Source organism: Lysobacter sp. Soil_C_15 (assembly GCF_057657315.1).
In genome coordinates this window covers 50,131-66,377 of the sequence record NZ_JBDGIR010000005.1, presented here as the reverse complement: position 1 = coordinate 66,377, position 16,247 = coordinate 50,131, and the positions used below count along the sequence as shown (strand labels likewise).

General features: G+C 70.2%; 11 protein-coding genes. 6 read left to right on the top strand and 5 right to left on the bottom strand.

From position 1 onward, the window contains the following. Positions 1-6 precede the first annotated feature (6 nt). Positions 7-1,386: a glutamate--cysteine ligase gene (locus AC3A57_RS13040; RefSeq protein ID WP_487579613.1), complete on the bottom strand. Its 1,380-nt coding sequence runs from the start codon at positions 1,384-1,386 to the stop codon at positions 7-9. 287 nt (positions 1,387-1,673) lie between these two features. On the opposite strand from AC3A57_RS13040, the gene AC3A57_RS13035 reads away from it, so the two are divergent. The 4 genes from AC3A57_RS13035 (at position 1,674) to AC3A57_RS13020 (ending at position 6,063) form a co-directional block, all read left to right on the top strand. Beyond that, on the top strand, positions 1,674-3,242 hold the full coding sequence (locus tag AC3A57_RS13035) for a peptide ABC transporter substrate-binding protein (protein WP_487579289.1): 1,569 nt from the start codon (positions 1,674-1,676) through the stop codon (positions 3,240-3,242). After that, positions 3,239-3,958, top strand: a complete 720-nt coding sequence (locus AC3A57_RS13030) for a VIT1/CCC1 transporter family protein (RefSeq protein ID WP_487579288.1) — start codon at positions 3,239-3,241, stop codon at positions 3,956-3,958. Before AC3A57_RS13035 ends, AC3A57_RS13030 begins: the two co-directional genes overlap by 4 nt. Next, complete coding sequence (locus tag AC3A57_RS13025) at positions 3,958-4,881, top strand: ABC transporter permease subunit (protein WP_487579287.1); 924 nt, start codon at positions 3,958-3,960, stop codon at positions 4,879-4,881. The genes AC3A57_RS13030 and AC3A57_RS13025 overlap by 1 nt, the downstream gene beginning before the upstream one ends. Positions 4,882-5,031: 150 nt before the next feature. Further along, positions 5,032-6,063 carry a LacI family DNA-binding transcriptional regulator gene (locus AC3A57_RS13020; RefSeq protein WP_487579286.1) on the top strand — a complete coding sequence of 344 codons (1,032 nt, stop codon included), beginning with the start codon at positions 5,032-5,034 and terminating at the stop codon, positions 6,061-6,063. Positions 6,064-6,313: 250 nt separating this feature from the next. On the opposite strand, the gene AC3A57_RS13015 is transcribed toward AC3A57_RS13020, so the two are convergent. The 3 genes from AC3A57_RS13015 to AC3A57_RS13005 form a co-directional block, all read right to left on the bottom strand. Beyond that, on the bottom strand, positions 6,314-7,999 hold the full coding sequence (locus tag AC3A57_RS13015) for an alpha-amylase family glycosyl hydrolase (RefSeq protein WP_487579285.1): 1,686 nt from the start codon (positions 7,997-7,999) through the stop codon (positions 6,314-6,316). Next, positions 7,996-9,438 carry an MFS transporter gene (locus AC3A57_RS13010; RefSeq protein WP_487579612.1) on the bottom strand — a complete coding sequence of 481 codons (1,443 nt, stop codon included), beginning with the start codon at positions 9,436-9,438 and terminating at the stop codon, positions 7,996-7,998. The genes AC3A57_RS13015 and AC3A57_RS13010 overlap by 4 nt, the downstream gene beginning before the upstream one ends. 280 nt (positions 9,439-9,718) lie before the next feature. Beyond that, positions 9,719-12,529, bottom strand: a complete 2,811-nt coding sequence (locus tag AC3A57_RS13005; protein WP_487579284.1) for a TonB-dependent receptor — start codon at positions 12,527-12,529, stop codon at positions 9,719-9,721. 289 nt (positions 12,530-12,818) lie between these two features. On the opposite strand from AC3A57_RS13005, the gene AC3A57_RS13000 reads away from it, so the two are divergent. Then, positions 12,819-14,474: an alpha-glucosidase gene (locus tag AC3A57_RS13000; protein ID WP_487579283.1), complete on the top strand. Its 1,656-nt coding sequence runs from the start codon at positions 12,819-12,821 to the stop codon at positions 14,472-14,474. A 24-nt stretch (positions 14,475-14,498) separates the two neighbouring features. Here the strand turns inward: AC3A57_RS13000 and yihA are convergent, their stop codons facing one another. Continuing rightward, a complete protein-coding gene (gene yihA / locus AC3A57_RS12995; RefSeq protein WP_487579282.1) occupies positions 14,499-15,158 on the bottom strand; it encodes a ribosome biogenesis GTP-binding protein YihA/YsxC in 660 nt (219 codons plus the stop codon). A 171-nt stretch (positions 15,159-15,329) separates the two neighbouring features. Between yihA and AC3A57_RS12990 the strand changes: the two genes are divergently transcribed. After that, on the top strand, positions 15,330-16,202 hold the full coding sequence (locus AC3A57_RS12990; protein ID WP_487579281.1) for a c-type cytochrome: 873 nt from the start codon (positions 15,330-15,332) through the stop codon (positions 16,200-16,202). The last annotated feature ends 45 nt before the right edge of the window (positions 16,203-16,247 follow it).

Genomic DNA, 16,247 nt, shown 5'->3' with positions numbered 1-16,247 from the left:
CTGCGCTCAGTAGGCGAAGTCCTTGAACACCGGGTCGACGCTGCCGCCCCAGGCGCCGTGGTACAGCTCCAGTTTGCGTTCGGCCGGGCTCTTGCCCATCGCCACGAACTCGGCCAGCGGCTCCAGGTAGATCGACTCGTCGGCGCCGTGCTGGTTCAGGCGCGCGCGGCGCTTGAGGCCGTGGGCGGAAATCTCCAGCGCGCGCCGCGCCAGGTCCAGCACCTTGCCGTCGCGGAACGGAAGTTGGAAGCCATGGCGGGGCACACCGTCGCGCAGGGCGTGGCGCTCGGCCGGGGTGAAGTCCAGCACCAGGTCCCAGGCCGCGTCCAGCGCCTGCGCGTCGTACAGCAGGCCGACCCAGAACGCCGACAGCGCGCAGATCCGGTTCCACGGGCCGGAGTCGGCGCCGCGCATCTCCAGGTACTTCTTCAGCCGCACTTCCGGGAACGCGGTGGTGCTGTGGTCGGCCCAGTCCTTCAGGGTCGGGCGCCGGTCCGGATAGGCCGGCAGCTTGGCGTCGAGGTAGTCGCGGAACGACTGGCCGCTGGCGTCGATGTAGCGGCCGTCGCGGTAGACGAAGTACATCGGCACGTCGAGCAGGTAATCGACGTAGCGCTCGTAGCCGAAGCCGTCCTCGAACACGAAATCGAGCAGGCCGGTGCGGTCCGGGTCGGTGTCGGTCCAGATGTGCGAACGGTAGGACAGGTAGCCGTTGGGCTTGCCCTCGGTGAACGGCGAATCGGCGAACAACGCGGTCGCGATCGGCTGCAAGGCCAGCGAGACGCGGAACTTCTTCACCATGTCCGCTTCGTCGCGCACGTCGAGGTTGACCTGCACGGTGCTGGTGCGGGTCATCATGTCCAGGCCCAGGTTGCCGACCTTGGGCATGTACTCGCGCATGATCTTGTAGCGGCCCTTGGGCATCCACGGCATCTCGTCGCGGCGCCACTTGGGCTGGAAGCCCATGCCGAGGAAACCCAGGCCCATCGGCTCGGCGACGGTGCGCACTTCGCGCAGATGGGTCGCCGCTTCGACGCAGGTGTCGTGCAGGGTGTCCAGCGGCGCGCCGGAGAGCTCCAGTTGGCCGGCCGGCTCCAGCGAGACCGAGGCCTGGCCGCGGCTGAGCGCGATCACCCGGCCGTTTTCCTCGACCGGAGCCCAGCCGAACTGGACCAAGCCCTTGAGCAGGGCCTCGATGCCGCGCTCGCCGTCGAAGGTCGGCGGCCGCAGGTCGTCGGTGCGGAAGCCGAACTTCTCGTGCTCGGTGCCGATCTTCCAGTCCGCATCCGGGCGCGCGCCCGACGCCAGGTACTCGACCAGCATGTCGCGGCCACCGGCCTTGACGTCGGGAATCTCGATATCCTTGACCTGGCTGGGACCGGACACATCCACCTCGCTTGATTCTGTTCGGCAAGGCGGGATGCCCTGCTCGCGCGTCGCTGCGCGGAAAGCCGCCGGCCGTCGCAGACGGGCCAACGACCGCGGCCGGCGCCCCGTCATGGGCCCGCCGGCCGGTCTGTTGCGTGCCACCTTGCACTGTTTCCGAGTCTGGATATGCGGCGGCTCGCCTACAATCGCAAGACCCCGGCAGTGTAGACCTCGCTTTGCGCCGAACAACGTCCGTCCTGCAACGCTATGGTTCGGCCCTGCTACTGGCGCTGGCGGCGCCGGGCGTGCCTGCGCAGACCGCGCCGGCGCAGTTGGAACGCGGCAACGGCCCCGAGCCGAGCACGCTGGACGCGCACCGCTGCCAGGAGGTCGCCTGCGGCAACGTGCTGCGCGACCTGTACGAAGGCCTGGTCACCGAGGACGCGCAGGGCCGCCTGATCCCGGGCATGGCGCAAAGCTGGACGGTCTCGGCCGACGGCCGCACCTGGCGCTTCGTCCTGCGCCCGGGGCTGCGCTGGAGCAACGGCGAGCCGCTCGACGCCGGCCAGATCGCGGCCAGCTTCCGGCGCGCGTTCGCGCCGGCCACCGCGGCGCCGTTCGGCGAATTGTTCGACGCCCTCGACCAGGCCCAGGCGGTGCAGGCCGGCCGAGTGCCGCCGGAGCGGCTCGGAGTGTCGGCGCCGGATCCGCGCACGGTCGAGTTCCGGCTCAACCGCAGCGCCTCGCTGCCGGCCCTGCTGACCCTGCCGATCGCCTTTCCGGTGTACCTGCCGGCGCTGCAGCGCCACGGCGCCCAGCACACCCGGCCCGGGCGACTGGTCTCCAACGGCGCCTACACCCTGGCGGCGTGGACGCCGCAGGCCAATCTGCAGCTGGTGCGCAATCCGCGCTTCCACGATGCCGCCGCGGTGGCGATCGAGCGGGTGCGCTTCCACGTCACCGAGGACGCCGCCGCCGAACTGCAGCGCTTCGCCGCCGGCGACCTGCACATCACCGAGGTGGTGCCGCCGCAACCGCTGGCCTCGCTGCGCCGGCGCTTCGGCGCGCAATTGCGCCTGTCGCCCTACCTGGGCGCGTTCTGGCTCGGCCTCAACACCACCCGCGAACCGTTCCGCGATGCGCCCTGCGCTGCCGGCGCGGCGCGCTGCGACGACCGCGCCCTGGCCCTGCGCCGGGCGCTGGCGATGGCGGTCGACCGCGACAAGCTGACCCGCTACGTGACCGGCCTGGGCGAAACCCCGGCCTACGGGATCGTCCCGCCGGGCATCGCCGGCTACGCGCCGGCGACGCTGGCGTGGGCGTCGATGCCGCAAGCGCAGCGCGAAGCGCATGCGCGCGCGCTGTACCGCTACGCCGGCTACTCGGCGCGCGAGCCGCTGACGGTCGAGCTGCGCTACAACACCTCGACTCCGCACCGGCGCCTGGCGCTGGCGGTCGCGGCGATGTGGCGCCAGACCCTGGGCGTGCAGGTGCGGCTGCGCAACGAGGAATGGAAGGTATTCGTGCAGAACCGCAAGCAGCGCGCGATCACCCAGGCGTTCCGCGGCGGCTGGATCGGCGACCTCGCCGACGCGCGCAATTTCCTCGCCGCGTTCGGCAACGACGGGCCGCTCAACTGGACCGGCTACGACGACGCCGGCTATCGCCAGCGCCTGGCGCGCGCCGACGCCGCCGCCACCGAAGCCGCGCGCAACGCCTGGCTGCGCGCCGCCGAGCAGCGCCTGCTCAACGACCATGCCGCGATTCCGCTGTATTTCTACACCTCCAAACACCTGGTCTCCGAGCGCGTGGGCGGCTTCCAGCCCAACGCCCTGGACCGCCACGCCAGCCGCTGGTTGAGTCTGCGCCCATGACCCCCTCCCCGCGCCGGCATTCGCTCGGCCGTCATCGCGAAACCCACCGCTCCGAGCGGGTCGGCTGGCTGCGCGCGGCGGTGCTCGGCGCCAACGACGGCATCGTCTCGGTCGCCGGCCTGGTGGTCGGGGTGGCCGCCAGCGGCGCCGACAACGCGGCGATCCTCACCAGCGGCATCGCCGGCGCGGTCGCCGGAGCGATGTCGATGGCCGCCGGCGAATACGTCTCGGTGCGCTCGCAAGCCGACACCGAACGCGCCGACCTCGCGGTGGAGCGGCGCGAGTTGGCCGAGGACCCGGACAGCGAACTGGAAGAACTGGCGCGGATCTACGTCAAGCGCGGCCTGAGCCCGGAGCTGGCGCACGAGGTCGCGCGCCAGCTGACCGCGCACGACGCGCTCGGCAGCCACGCCCGCGACGAACTGGGCATCACCGAAACCTTGCGCGCGCGGCCGCTGCAGGCCGCGGCCGCCTCGGCGCTGGCCTTCGTGTGCGGCGCCGCCCTGCCGCTGGGCGCGGCGCTGCTGGCCCCACACCAGCAGGTCGAAGCGGTGGCGATCCCGACCACCCTGGCCGCCTTGTTCGGGTCCGGCGCGCTCGCCGCCTGGGCCGGCGGCGCGCCGGTGCTGCGCGGCGCGCTGCGGGTCGCGTTCTGGGGCGCGCTGGCGATGGCGGCAGCGACCCTGGTCGGACGCCTGTTCGGCGTGCAGGTCTGATGCGGCCGGCGCTGGCCCGTTTCGGTTCGCGCCTGTTCGAGGCGGGGATCACCCTGTGGCTGCTGGCGACGCTGTGCTTCGTGTTGCTGCGCGCGGCGCCGGGCGGCCCGTTCGACAGCGAGAAGGCCGCGCCGCCGGAGGTGCAGGCCGCGCTCGACGCCCAGTACCGGCTCGACCAGCCGCTGCCGATGCAATACCTGGCCTGGCTCGGCGACGCCGTGCGCGGCGACCTCGGACCGTCGTTCCAGTATCCCGACTACACCGTCAACCAGCTGATCGCCAACGCGCTGCCGGTGTCGATGCTCAACGGCGGCCTGGCCTTGCTGCTGGCGCTGGCGCTCGGCATCGGACTGGGGGTATGGGCGGCGCTGCGCGCCGGCGGCTGGACCGACCGGCTGCTGATGGGCCTGGCCGGGCTGGGCCTGGCGGTGCCCAAGTTCGTGGTCGCGCCGCTGCTGGTGCTGGTGTTCGCGGTCGGCCTGCACTGGCTGCCGGCCGGCGGCTGGGGCGAATGGGACAACATCGTCTTGCCGGTGATCGCCCTGGCCCTGCCCAACATCGCCTACTGCGCGCGCCTGACCCGCGCCTCGCTGCTGGAAACGCTGTCGGCCGACTACCTGACCGCGGCGCGCGCGCGCGGCCTGTCGGAAACCCGGCTGCTGTTCGCCCACGCGCTCAAGCCGGCCCTGCTGCCGGTGGTGGCCTGGCTGTCGCCGGCGCTGATCAACGTGGTCACCGGCTCGGCGGTAGTCGAGCAGGTGTTCGGCATCCCCGGCATGGGCCGCTATTTCGTCCAGGGCGCGCTCAACCGCGACTACACCCTGGTGTTGGGCGTGGTGCTGGCGATCGGCGCGCTGATCGTGGCGATCAATGTCGCCGTCGATGCCTTGCGAGCCTGGATGGATCCGCGCCTGGGCGACTGAGCGACGGGACTCGGGACTCGGGACTGGCGACCCGGTGAAAGCGGGGACGAATCGGCGACGAGAGGCGCTAGGCTCTTCGAGTCCCGAGTCCCGAGTCCCGAGTCCCGAGCCCCCAGTCCCGAGCCCCGAGTCCCGGCTACACTCCAGCCCATGCGCAAGAAGAGCAAAGCCACCTCGGTCGACATCGCCCATCTGGCCGGCGTGTCCCAGGCCACCGTCTCGCGCGTGCTCAGCGGCAGCCCGCTGGTCAATGCCGACACCCGGCGCCGGGTCGAAGCGGTGGTGCGCGAGCTCAACTACAAGGTCGACCGCCACGCCTCCAGCCTGCGCCGACAGCGCTCGGGCACCCTGGCGATGCTGCTGTTCGAGGACCCGACCCCGGACGAGTCGCACATCAACCCGTTCTTCCTGTCCATGCTCGGCTCGATCACCCGCGCCTGCGCCCGCCACGGCCAGGACCTGCTGATTTCGTTCCAGCAGTTGTCCGACGACTGGGCCGCCGACTACGAGGACAGCATGAAGGCCGACGGCCTGATCCTGCTCGGCTACGGCGACTATCTGGCCTACCAGGGCAAGCTGCAGAAGCTGGTCGAACAGGGCACCCGTTTCGTGCGCTGGGGCGCGGTGTTGCCCGATCAGCCGGGGCTGTCGATCGGCTGCGAGAACCTCGGCGGCGGCCGCCAGGCCGGCGCCCACCTGGTCGCGCTGGGGCGGCGGAGGATCGCGTTTCTCGGCGACGCCTCCAGCCACTACCCGGAATTCCTCGACCGCTATCTCGGCTGCGAACAGGCCCTGACCGACGCCGGGCTGAGCCTGGACCGCGCCCTGCAGGTCGACGCGGAAAGCTCCGAGGACGCCGGCCATGCCGCGGCCCGCGAACTGCTGGCGCGCGGCTTGCCTTTCGACGCGGTGTTCGCGGCCAGCGACCTGATCGCGATCGGCGCGATGCGGGCGCTGGCCGAACGCGGTCTGCGCGTGCCCGAGGACGTGTCGGTGGTCGGCTTCGACGACATTCCGATGGCGCGTTTCGCCCATCCGCCGCTGACCACGATCTTCCAGGACACCAAGCAGGCCGGCGAACTGCTGGTCGATACGCTGATGAAACTGATCGGCGACGAGGAAGCGCACAGCGTGCGGCTGCCGACCTCGCTGGTGGTGCGCAAGTCCTGCGGCGCGGGCTGACCGCGGCGTCACTGCTTGCTGTAGGAGCAGCGGCCCACAGGATGTCCTGTTGCCGTAAGCCGCGACCGCCGCAGCGGTGCGATGCCGCAGGAGCGTCCGCGGAGAGGTTGCGCGTCCATCTCTGTGGATGGCTCGATTCGAGCGATGGCGATGGGCCGCGATGAAGCAAGAGCAAATCCCCCTGCCCCCTTTTTCAAAGGGGGGGAAAGCCTTGGGGCGGAATGAATAAGTGTTGGGGGGTCGCGCGCGATCAGCGGCGGCGGGCGCGGGCCATCGCCCGGTCCAGGGCCGCGGCCAGGCCGGTATCGCGCACCGGGGCGTCGAGCAGGTAGACCTCGACGCCGTGCGCGGGCACTCGCGCGCGCAGGGTGTCGCCTTCGCCGATCACGGTCTCGCCGCCGCCGAGCGCGGCGCGCCAGGCGCCCGCCTGCAGGCGCTCGGCGATCGCGAAATCGGCCGGGGCGTCGCCCTTGTTGAGCAGCACTAGGGCGATCTGGGCCGTGCCGCCGTGTTGGTAGACGCGGTAGAACGCGGCCCGGTCGCCTTGCAACAGCAGGTTCGACTGCAGCCCGCGTTGCAGCGCCGGCGAGTCGCGCCGCACCTGGGCGATGCGCTTGAGCGCGGCATGGATCGGGTGCGCGGCGCCGGCATCGACCCGCGCCTGGCCGTAGTAGTTGCGGTTGCCCGCGTGCTCGGCACGGCCGCGCTGGAAGCCGGTTTCCGAGCCGTAGTAGATCACCGGAATGCCGCGCGCGGTGAACAGCCAATTGTTGGCGTCGATGAAACCTTCGTCGCTGGCGTCCAGCCGCGCCATGTCGTGGTTGTCGTAGAAGGTCATCAGCTCGTACGGGTTCGCGTACGGGCCGTCCTGCAGATACAGGCGCTCGTCGAGCCGGGCGTAGTCGGCGCGAGCGCGGCCGAACACCTGCGCCATGCGCTCCTTGAGCGGGAAGTCGAGCACGCTGACCGCGCCGTTCTCGGCCCAGGTGAAGGGCGCGATGTTCTCGGCCTTGTAGTCGAAGGCCTCGCCGAACATGAACAAGCCCGGCCGCTTGGCCCGCATGCGCGCGGCGAAGCTGCGCCAGAACGGCATCGGCACGTGGCGGATGGTGTCGATGCGCAACGCGTCGGCGCCCTGGTCCAGCCAGTGCGAATAGGCATCGACGAAATAGTCCAGCACCGCCGGGTTGGTGTCGTCGAGGTTGGACAGCTGGACCAAGTCCTTTTGGGCGTGGAAGAAGCGGTGCAAAGGCTCGCGCTTGGGGTCCAGCCGCTCCGGCGGCAGATTCTGGTGGTCGGCGACCAGCACCCCGTCGCGATAGATTTCGCCGTACTTGGGCTGGTCGCGCGGCATGGTGAACGACGGCGAGCCGTGGTTGGCGACGATGTCGAGCACGGTCTTGAGCCCGTGGCGCTTCAGGCCGGCGGTGAGCGCGGCGAAGTCCAGGCCCGGGCTGGGCAGATGCTCGTCGAGGCGGAAGAAATCCACGCCCCAATAGCCGTGGTAGCCGGTCTTGCCTCGGTCCTGGAACGCGCCGCCCCAGGTCACCGTCTCGCCGCCGGTGAAGGCCTGGTCGGGATTGTCGACGATCGGGGTCAGCCAGACCGCGCCGAAACCCATCTCGCGGATGTAGCCGGCGTTGTCGAGCAAGCCTTTGAAATCGCCGCCGAGGTAGCCGATGTTGTCGCTCTCGCCGGCCGGCGCGCCCGCCACCGGCCGATCGAAGCTGCGCGTGGCCGGATCCGGCCCGCCCTGCTCGCGTTGGTCGTTGTTCGGGTCGCCGTTGACGAAGCGATCGGTGACCACGAAGTACACCGCGTCGCCGGCCATCGGCTCGAGCGTGCCGTAGTAGTCGCGCGGCGGCGAAGCGGCCGGCCCGGCCGTCGCGCAAGCGGCCAGCGCCAGGGCCAACGCGGCCAGCGCCAGCCGGCTCATGCGCGCGCCTCCGCGCCCGGCTCGCGCACCCGCAGCACGCACAGTCCGGACACGACCAGGCTCGCGCCGCCGATCACCAGGGCCCATACCGGTTCTCCGTGGAAGAAGGCCTTGAGCAGGAAGCCGAGCAGGCTGGCGGCGACCAACTGCGGAATGACGATGAAGAAATTGAAGATGCCCATGTACACGCCCATCTTCGCCGCCGGCAGGCTGTCCGACAGCAGGGCATACGGCAGCGACAGGATCGAGGCCCAGGCGAAGCCGACGCCGAGCATCGACAGCAGCAGCCACTGCGGGTCGCGGATCAGGGCGATCGAGATCAGCCCGGCGCCGCCCAGGCAGACGTTGATCAGATGGCTCCAACGCAGGCCCCAGCGCCGCGCCATCCACGGGATCGCCACCGCCGCCAGCGCGGCGAAGCCGTTGTAGGCGGCGAACAGCACCCCGACCCAGTTGGCGCCGTCGTTGTAGGCGGCCGAGGCGGTGTCGGTGCTGCGGTAATGCAACTGGGTCACCGCCGGCGTGGTGTAGATCCACATCGCGAACAGGGCGAACCAGGAAAAGAACTGCACCACGGCCAAGCGCAGCATGGTCGGCGGCATGCCGTGCAGGTCGTCCATGATGCTGGCGAAGCCGCTGCGCTCGCCGACCAGGCCGCGCAGACACTGCGCCAGGCCGAACGCGGCGATCATGCCGGCCAATACGTACAGTTGGCGGTCCAGCGCGGCCATCGCGATCGCCGCGGCTACGATCGCGCCGACCGTGACCCAGGCCGCGCCCAGCAGCAGGCAGCGCATCCGGTCGCAGGGCGCGCGCGGCGGCGCCGGCGGCGCTTCGTCGTAGGCGGCCAATTGCTCGGGCGGATACTCGCGCGTGCTCAGCACGGTCCAGCCCACCGACAACAGCAGCACCGCGCCGCCGGCGTAGAAGGCGTAGCGCACCGTGTCGGGTACCTGGCCCGGGGCGGCGGTGTTGGCGACGCCGTAATGCGCCAGCACGTACGGCAGCGCGCTGGCGACCACCGAGCCGACGCCGATGAAGAAACTCTGCATCGCATAGCCGGTCGGACGCTGGCGCGGCGGCAGCTGGTCGCCGACGAAGGCGCGGAACGGTTCCATCGAAATGTTGATCGACGCGTCCAGCACCCACAGCAGGCCGGCGGCGATCCACAGGAACGGCGCGTTCGGCATCGCCAGCAGGGCCAGCGAGGCCAGCACCGCGCCGATCAGGAAGTAGGGGCGGCGCCGGCCCAGGCTCGCGCTCCAGGTACGGTCGGACAGGTAGCCGACGATCGGCTGCACGATCAACCCGGTCAGCGGCGCGGCGATCCACAACATCGGAATGTCGTCGATGGCCGCGCCCAGGGTCTGGAAGATCCGGCTGACGTTGGCGTTCTGCAGGGCGAAGCCGAACTGGATGCCGAGAAAGCCGAAACACATGTTCCAGATCTGCCAGAACGACAGCTGCGGCTTGCGGGACGGCGCGTCGGGGCGATCGGTCATGGATTGGATACTGGCATGTGGCGGGCTGGGACGACCGCGCCGCACGGACGCGGCTGGGTCAAAAGCAAATCCCCCTCGATCCCCCTTTGTCAAAGGGGGAAGACAAGCAGAGCTGCGGCGTCACCCGAAAATCGCCGCCCCTGCCCAATCTCCCGCGCTGCATTCCCCCCTTTGGAAAAGGGGGGGCTAGGGGGATTCGCTCTTGCCTTGGCCTACGTCAGAACTGCGACGAGAACCGGATCCCGTACATCCGCGGCGTATTCAAGTAGCGGATGTTGGTGGCGTTGTTGATGAAGCCCTTGCCCGAATAGACCTCGTCGGTCAGGTTGGACACGAAGCCGTCGATGCGGAACCGGTTGTCCTCGCCGAAGTTCAGGCCGGCCGAGACGTTGACGGTGAGGAAGCCGTCGACGTCGTCGCGCATCGCCAGGCCGCTGGCCGGGCCGCCGCCGGCGGCCGGGTTGGAGCCGTTGTTGAAGGCCATGTCGGCGAGCGGGATCTCGATCACCTTGCCGGCCGCGTCCAGCCCGAAGCCGCGGCTGTTGAACGCAGTCAGGTAGTAGTCGGAACGGTAGGTCAGGTTGACCGTCCAGTCGAACGAGCTCAGCGCGCCGCGGCCGATGTCGATGGTCTGCGACAGGCTGACGTTGGCGTTGTACTTGGAGGTGTTCGGCAGGCGGTTGCCGTCCAGCGGCACGATCAGGCCGAGACCGCCGGAACGGGTGTCCAGCACCTTGGAGTCGTCGAAGGTCGCGTCCAGGTAGGTGAAGTTGTAGCCCATGTCGAAGCCGTACGGCAGGCCGACCCGGCCTTCCAGTTCCAGGCCGAGCACGCTGGCGTTGGCGGCGTTGTCGTTGAACACCTGGCGGCTGGTCGCGTTGGGGTTGGTCGGGGTCGGCGCCGGCACGTCGATCAGGTTCTGCAGCACCTTGTTCTGGTAGTCGTAATAGAACACCGACGCATTCAAGCGCACCGGAGTCTCGCCCCAGAGGTAGTCGCCCTTGATGCCGGCCTCGTAGGAGGTCAGCTCTTCCGGCTCGAAGGTCGGCGCCAGCGCGCTGCCGTCGTTGAGCGACAGCGGCCGGTTGATGCCGCCGGAGCGGGTCCCGGTGGACACCGTCCCGTACAGCATCACCTGCGGCGACAGGTCGTATTCGAAGCCGACCCGCCAATCGACGTAGTTGTCCTTGTACACGTCCTCGCTGCGGCCGCCGGGGAAGTCCGAGCGCGCGATGACCTGGATCTGGTCGCGGTTCTGGCGCAGGAACTGGGCCCAGTTGTCGTCGACGCCGAAGCCGGCGAAACCGCCGAGGAAGTAGTCCAGGGTGTTCGCGCCCGGATCGCAGCGCAGCTCGGCCGGCGTCCAGCCGGTGCAGATGCTCGGCTCGCCGCCCGGACGTCCGCCCGGCGCGGCCAGGCGGAAGCCCGGCGAGCCCAGCACCAGGCCGGTGGTGTAGGGGTTGGTCGCGGTGTCGATCGGCTGGCCGGTGAACTGCTGGAACAGGCCCTCCGGAATCACGAACTGGTACTTGACGTTGGATTCGCGCGCGATCTTCTTGTCGCGGGTGTAGCGCACGCCGCCGATCAGGCGCAGCGAATCGGTCGCGGCGAAGCTGAAGTCGCCGTATACCGCGTTCGACTCGACCTTGGAGTTGTCGCCGCGGTTCTCGCCGCCCAGGCCGTCCTGCCAGCCGCAGACCGTGCCCGGCCGCCACCAGTCGCAATCGCCGAAGTAGCCGTTGCCGACGTCCCAGGACACGTAGTCGTACTTTTCTTCGTAATTGAACAGGCCCGCCGACCAGATCAGCTTGCCGGTGTCGCCGAAGAAGCGCAGCTCGTTGATGGTCGAGCTGGACTTGTCGGCCTGATAGAAGGTGTCGTACCAGGCCAGGCGTTCGGGATTGTGGTAGGCCTCGCGGTCCGAGCCCGGATACACCGGGCCCAGCTGCCACTCGCGCGAGGCGTTGCGGTTGTAGAAGTCGTACTTGCGGTAGGAGGTGTTGAACTCCACCGACACCGCGTCGTTGAACGCGTAGGTGAAGGTCGCCGCGACGCCCTCGATGTCGTTGGTGGTCTTGCCCTGGGTGCGGAAGTACTGGCGGAACGGATCGGACAGGTCGTCGATGTCGTAGCCGGCGGCCAGGCCGCGCTCGGCGAACATGCCCGGGTCGCCGGTGCCGCGCTCGGTGACCTTGTCCAGCATCACATAGGCCGAGAACTTCTCGTTCGGTTCCCACAGCGCCGACAGGCGCAGGGCTTGGTTGTCGATCGCGCCGGGGCCTTCGGCGTCGAACAGCGACTTGGGATAGCCGTTGCCGATATAGGACGAGCGCTCCTCGTCGAACAGCGCCGCGCGCAGGGCGAAGGTCTCGCCGATCGGCAGGTTGAGCACGCCCTCGGCGGTGGTGAAGTCGTAATTGCCGGCGCCGACCTTCAGCCCGCCGCTGGTCACGCCGAGCTCGGGGCGCTTGGAGATCACGTTGATCGAGCCGCCGGTGGCGTTGCGGCCGCGCACCGTGCCCTGCGGGCCTTTGTTGACCTCGATCCGGTCGACGTCGAAGAACATCGGCCCGATCGAGCGCGGACGCGGCAGGTAGATGCCGTTGTAGTAGGTCGCCACCGAGGGGTCGGAGGAGAAGTCCGAGTCGGCCGCGCCGATGCCGCGCAGGAAGATCTCGTACTTGCCTTCCTGGCGGGTGATCTGCAGGCCGGGCACCACCGCCTGCAGGTTGCGGAAGTCGGTGTTGATGCCGAGCTTGGTCAGGTCTTCGCCGCTGAAGGACTGGATCGTGCCGGCGTACTTCTGGATCGACTGCACGCGGCGGTTGCCGGTGACCTGGACCGCGTCGAGTTCGTGCGCGGCGCCGCCGGCCTCGGCCGGCGCCGTCGCGGCCGGCGGGTCCTGCGGCGCGGGCGCGTCGGCGGCCCATACGGTCCAGGAGCTGCACAGGCCGAGCGAGGCCAGGGCGGCGGTCAGCAGGTGGCGGTTGAATTGCGTTTGCGGCGTAACCGGCTTCAGTTTCGACATGCTCCCCTCCAGAAGCTAGATGTGTCGTGACGCGCGCGCACTGTCGGCGCGCTGCGTCCGCCGGGGCGATGCGTGCGCCCTCGGTCCGAGCGCATGTTAGGCAAGCCGTCGCGGCCGCAGCGGTTTCTGCATACGTATTCATGCCGGGCCGCCGCATTCATGTCGCAGTTCGTCCGCTCGCGCCGGCATGAATACGTATGCAGCTGCGACGGCGCCCGCGGCCGGCGGCGGTAAGCTGCCGCGCATCGCGGCGATGCAGCACGCCGCCCGCCATCTTCAGGGGTCTCTCTTGTCCGCCGCCAGCCTTCCGACCGCCGTCCCGCACGCCAACGACGCCTGGTGGCGCGGCGCGGTCGTCTACCAGATCTATCCGCGCAGCTTCCGCGACCTCAGCGGCGACGGCGTCGGCGACCTGCCCGGGATCATCGACAAGCTCGGCTACGTCGCCGACCTCGGCGTCGACGCGATCTGGATCTCGCCGTTCTTCAAGTCGCCGATGGCCGACTTCGGCTACGACATCGCCGACTACCGCGCGGTCGACCCGCTGTTCGGGCGCCTGGAGGACTTCGACCGGCTGCTGGCCAAGGCGCATGCGCTGGGGCTGAAGGTGATGATCGACCAGGTGCTCAGCCACACCTCCGACCAGCACGAGTGGTTCCAGCGCAGCCGCGAAAGCCGCGACAACCCTTACGCCGACTGGTACGTGTGGGCCGACGCGCGCCCCGACGGCACCGCGCCGAACAACTGGATGTCGTTGTTCGGCGGCGTCGCCTGGCGCTGGGAACCGCGCCGCCAGCAGTACTACCTGCACAATTTCCTGTCCTCGCAGCCGGACCTCAATTTCCACAATCCGGCGGTGCGCGCGGCGGTGCTCGACAACGTCCGCTTCTGGCTCGAGCGCGGGGTCGACGGCCTGCGCCTGGACGCGATCAACTTCTGCTTCCACGACGCGCAACTGCGCGACAACCCGGCCAAGCCGGCGCAACTGCGGGTCGGGCGCGGTTTCAGCCCGGACAACCCGTACGCGTTCCAGTACCACTACTACAACAACACCCGCCCGGAGAACCTGGAGTTCCTGGCCGAGCTGCGCCGCCTGCTCGACCGCTATCCCGGCGCGGTCGCGCTCGGCGAGATCTCCTCGGAGGATTCGCTGGCGACCACCGACGAGTACACCCGCCACGGCCGCCTGCACATGGGCTACAGCTTCGAGCTGCTGACCGACGACCGTTCCGCCGGCTACATCCGCGGCACCGTGCAGACCCTGGAAGAGGCGATGCACGAGGGCTGGCCGTGCTGGGCCATCTCCAACCACGACGTGCAGCGCGTGGTCACCCGCTGGGGCCGCGGCGCGGCCCTGCCGGCGCACTATCCGACCCTGCTCAGCGCGATGGTCTGCTCGCTGCGCGGCTCGGTCTGCCTGTACCAGGGCGAGGAACTGGGCCTGCCCGAGGCCGAGCTGCCGTTCGAGGCGCTGCAGGACCCGTACGGCAAGACCTTCTGGCCGACCTTCAAGGGCCGCGACGGCTGCCGCACGCCGATGCCCTGGGACGCGACCGAACTGGCCGGCTTCAGCGACGCCGCGCCGTGGCTGCCGATCGCCGACGCGCATCGCGGCCTCGACGTGGCTGCGCAGGAACGCGATCCGGAATCGCCGCTGCAGCGCCTGCGCCGCTTCCTAGGCTGGCGCAAGCGCCATCCGGCGCTGCTGCACGGCGCGATCGGTTTCCTCGACACGCCCGAACCGGTGCTGGCCTTCGTTCGCGGCGAAGGCGCGCAAGCGCTGCTGATCGCCTTCAACCTCGGCGCCGAGGAAGCGATGCTGGAGCTGGGCGAACGCGCCGGCTGGCGCGCCGACCACGGCCACGGCCTGCCCAGCGGCGCGGTCGAGGCCGGCCGCCTGCGCCTGCCGGGTTACGCGGCCTACGTCGCCCGCGCGGCAGGCTGAGCGCCGCGCGCGGGCCGGGCGCGATCAGGGCGCGGCTTCGGCCGGCGCCTCGCCCAGGCCGAGCCAGCCCATCACCACCGCGCGCGCCTCGTCCACGCCCTGCTTGGACTCGCCGGAGAAGGTCTGCACGCTGACCGTGTCGCCGAACGCGTTGTGCAGTTCCTTGCGCACCGCCATCAGCTGCTGCTGTTGCTGGCCGCGGCCGAGCTTGTCGGCCTTGGTCAGCAGCGCATGCGCGGGCAGGCCGCGGCCGGCGGCGTAGCCGATCATGTGCCGGTCGTAGTCCTTGAGCGGATGGCGGATGTCCATCACCACCACCAGGCCGCGCAAGGCCTGGCGGGTCTCGAAATAGCGGTCCAGGAAGGCCTGCCAGTGGGCCTGCAGGTTCTGCGGCACCTTGGCGTAGCCGTAGCCCGGCAGGTCGACCAGGAAGCGGTCCGGCTCCGGCGCCGGCTCGGGGCCGCGGTACGGCGGGGTGACGTCGAAGAACACCAGTTGCTGGGTGCGGCCCGGGGTCTTGGACACGCGCGCCAGCGCGTTCTGCTGGCACAGGGCGTTGAGCGCGCTGGACTTGCCGGCGTTGGAGCGGCCGGCGAAAGCGACCTCGTGGCCGCCGTCGGGCGGCAATTGCTTGTGGTTATGCGCCGACAACAGGTAGCGGGCACGGGCGAGGTGGTTGGTCATCGCACTAGGATCGCATGCGCCGGCGTCCGCGGCGCCGTCGGCGCCTGAATCCGCGTTGACCCGGTCCGGGCCGACCCTGATAATTCCAAGGTTCCGGCGCGCGCGACGCGCCGGGCGCCAGCAGTCCGCCAGCCCATCCCGCAGCACGCCAGTAGTTCGGAGCCCAGCTACATGAGCCAAGCCCGCGTCTTCGGCCTCGTCGGCCTCGTCGCCCTCGCGGCTGCCGCCGTTGCGTATGCCCAGACCACGGTCACCCCGATTCCCGACAAGGAACCGGTCCAGACCGCACCGCTGTCCGGCAGCCCGAAGCCTGTCTGGGGCGACGTCAAGGCGGGCGCGACCAAGGCCGGCACCTGCGCCGCCTGCCACGGTCTGGACGGCAACCCGACCGACCCGCAGTACCCGCGCCTGGCCGGCCAGAGCGAGCGCTACATCGCCCACCAGATCGCCCTGTTCAAGAGCGGCGAGCGCAATACCGGCATGGCCGCGGCGATGAAGCCCTACGCAGACGCCCTGAGCGACCAGGACGCGCGCGACCTGGGCGCCTACTTCGCGACCCAGAAGTCCGGCGCCGGCGTCGCCGACGACACCGCGATCGCGGCCGGCCCGAACCAAGGCAAGAAGTTCTACCAAGTCGGCGAGCAGTTGTTCCGCTCCGGCGACAAGGCCCGCGGCATCCCGGCCTGCATGGCCTGCCACGGTCCAGGCGGCACCGGCAATCCGGGCCCGGCTTACCCGCACATCGCCGGCCAGCAGGCGGCCTACTCGCAGCGTCGCCTGGAGGAATACCGCGCCGGCACCACCGCGCAGAAGGACCCGCACCTGTTCAACATCATGGCCAGCGTGGCCAAGCAGCTGACCGACGAGGAAATCGGGTCGCTGTCCAGCTACCTGCAGGGCCTGCACCCGCGCGCCGACGACGTCGCCGCCGCGCAGATGCCGGCGGCTGCGGCCAAGCCGGCCGCGCCGGCAGCGGCGCCGGCCCCGGCGGCCGCGCCTGCTGCGGCCCCGGCCGCCGCTCCGGCGCCGCCCGCCAAGGGCTGAGCCGGCGCACGCCGCGACCCGACGCCGGCCTGGCGACAGGCCGGC

What these genes read in the sequence shown, in the direction of transcription:
- AC3A57_RS13010 (WP_487579612.1), bottom strand. Translation starts at nt 9,438, where the DNA reads ATGTGTTTCGGCTTTCTCGGCATCCAGTTCGGCTTCGCCCTGCAGAAC.
- AC3A57_RS12990 (WP_487579281.1), top strand. Translation starts at nt 15,330, where the DNA reads ATGAGCCAAGCCCGCGTCTTCGGCCTCGTCGGCCTCGTCGCCCTCGCG.
- AC3A57_RS13005 (WP_487579284.1), bottom strand. Translation starts at nt 12,529, where the DNA reads ATGTCGAAACTGAAGCCGGTTACGCCGCAAACGCAATTCAACCGCCAC.
- AC3A57_RS13015 (WP_487579285.1), bottom strand. Translation starts at nt 7,999, where the DNA reads ATGAGCCGGCTGGCGCTGGCCGCGTTGGCCCTGGCGCTGGCCGCTTGC.
- AC3A57_RS13030 (WP_487579288.1), top strand. Translation starts at nt 3,239, where the DNA reads ATGACCCCCTCCCCGCGCCGGCATTCGCTCGGCCGTCATCGCGAAACC.
- AC3A57_RS13025 (WP_487579287.1), top strand. Translation starts at nt 3,958, where the DNA reads ATGCGGCCGGCGCTGGCCCGTTTCGGTTCGCGCCTGTTCGAGGCGGGG.
- yihA (WP_487579282.1), bottom strand. Translation starts at nt 15,158, where the DNA reads ATGACCAACCACCTCGCCCGTGCCCGCTACCTGTTGTCGGCGCATAAC.
- AC3A57_RS13020 (WP_487579286.1), top strand. Translation starts at nt 5,032, where the DNA reads ATGCGCAAGAAGAGCAAAGCCACCTCGGTCGACATCGCCCATCTGGCC.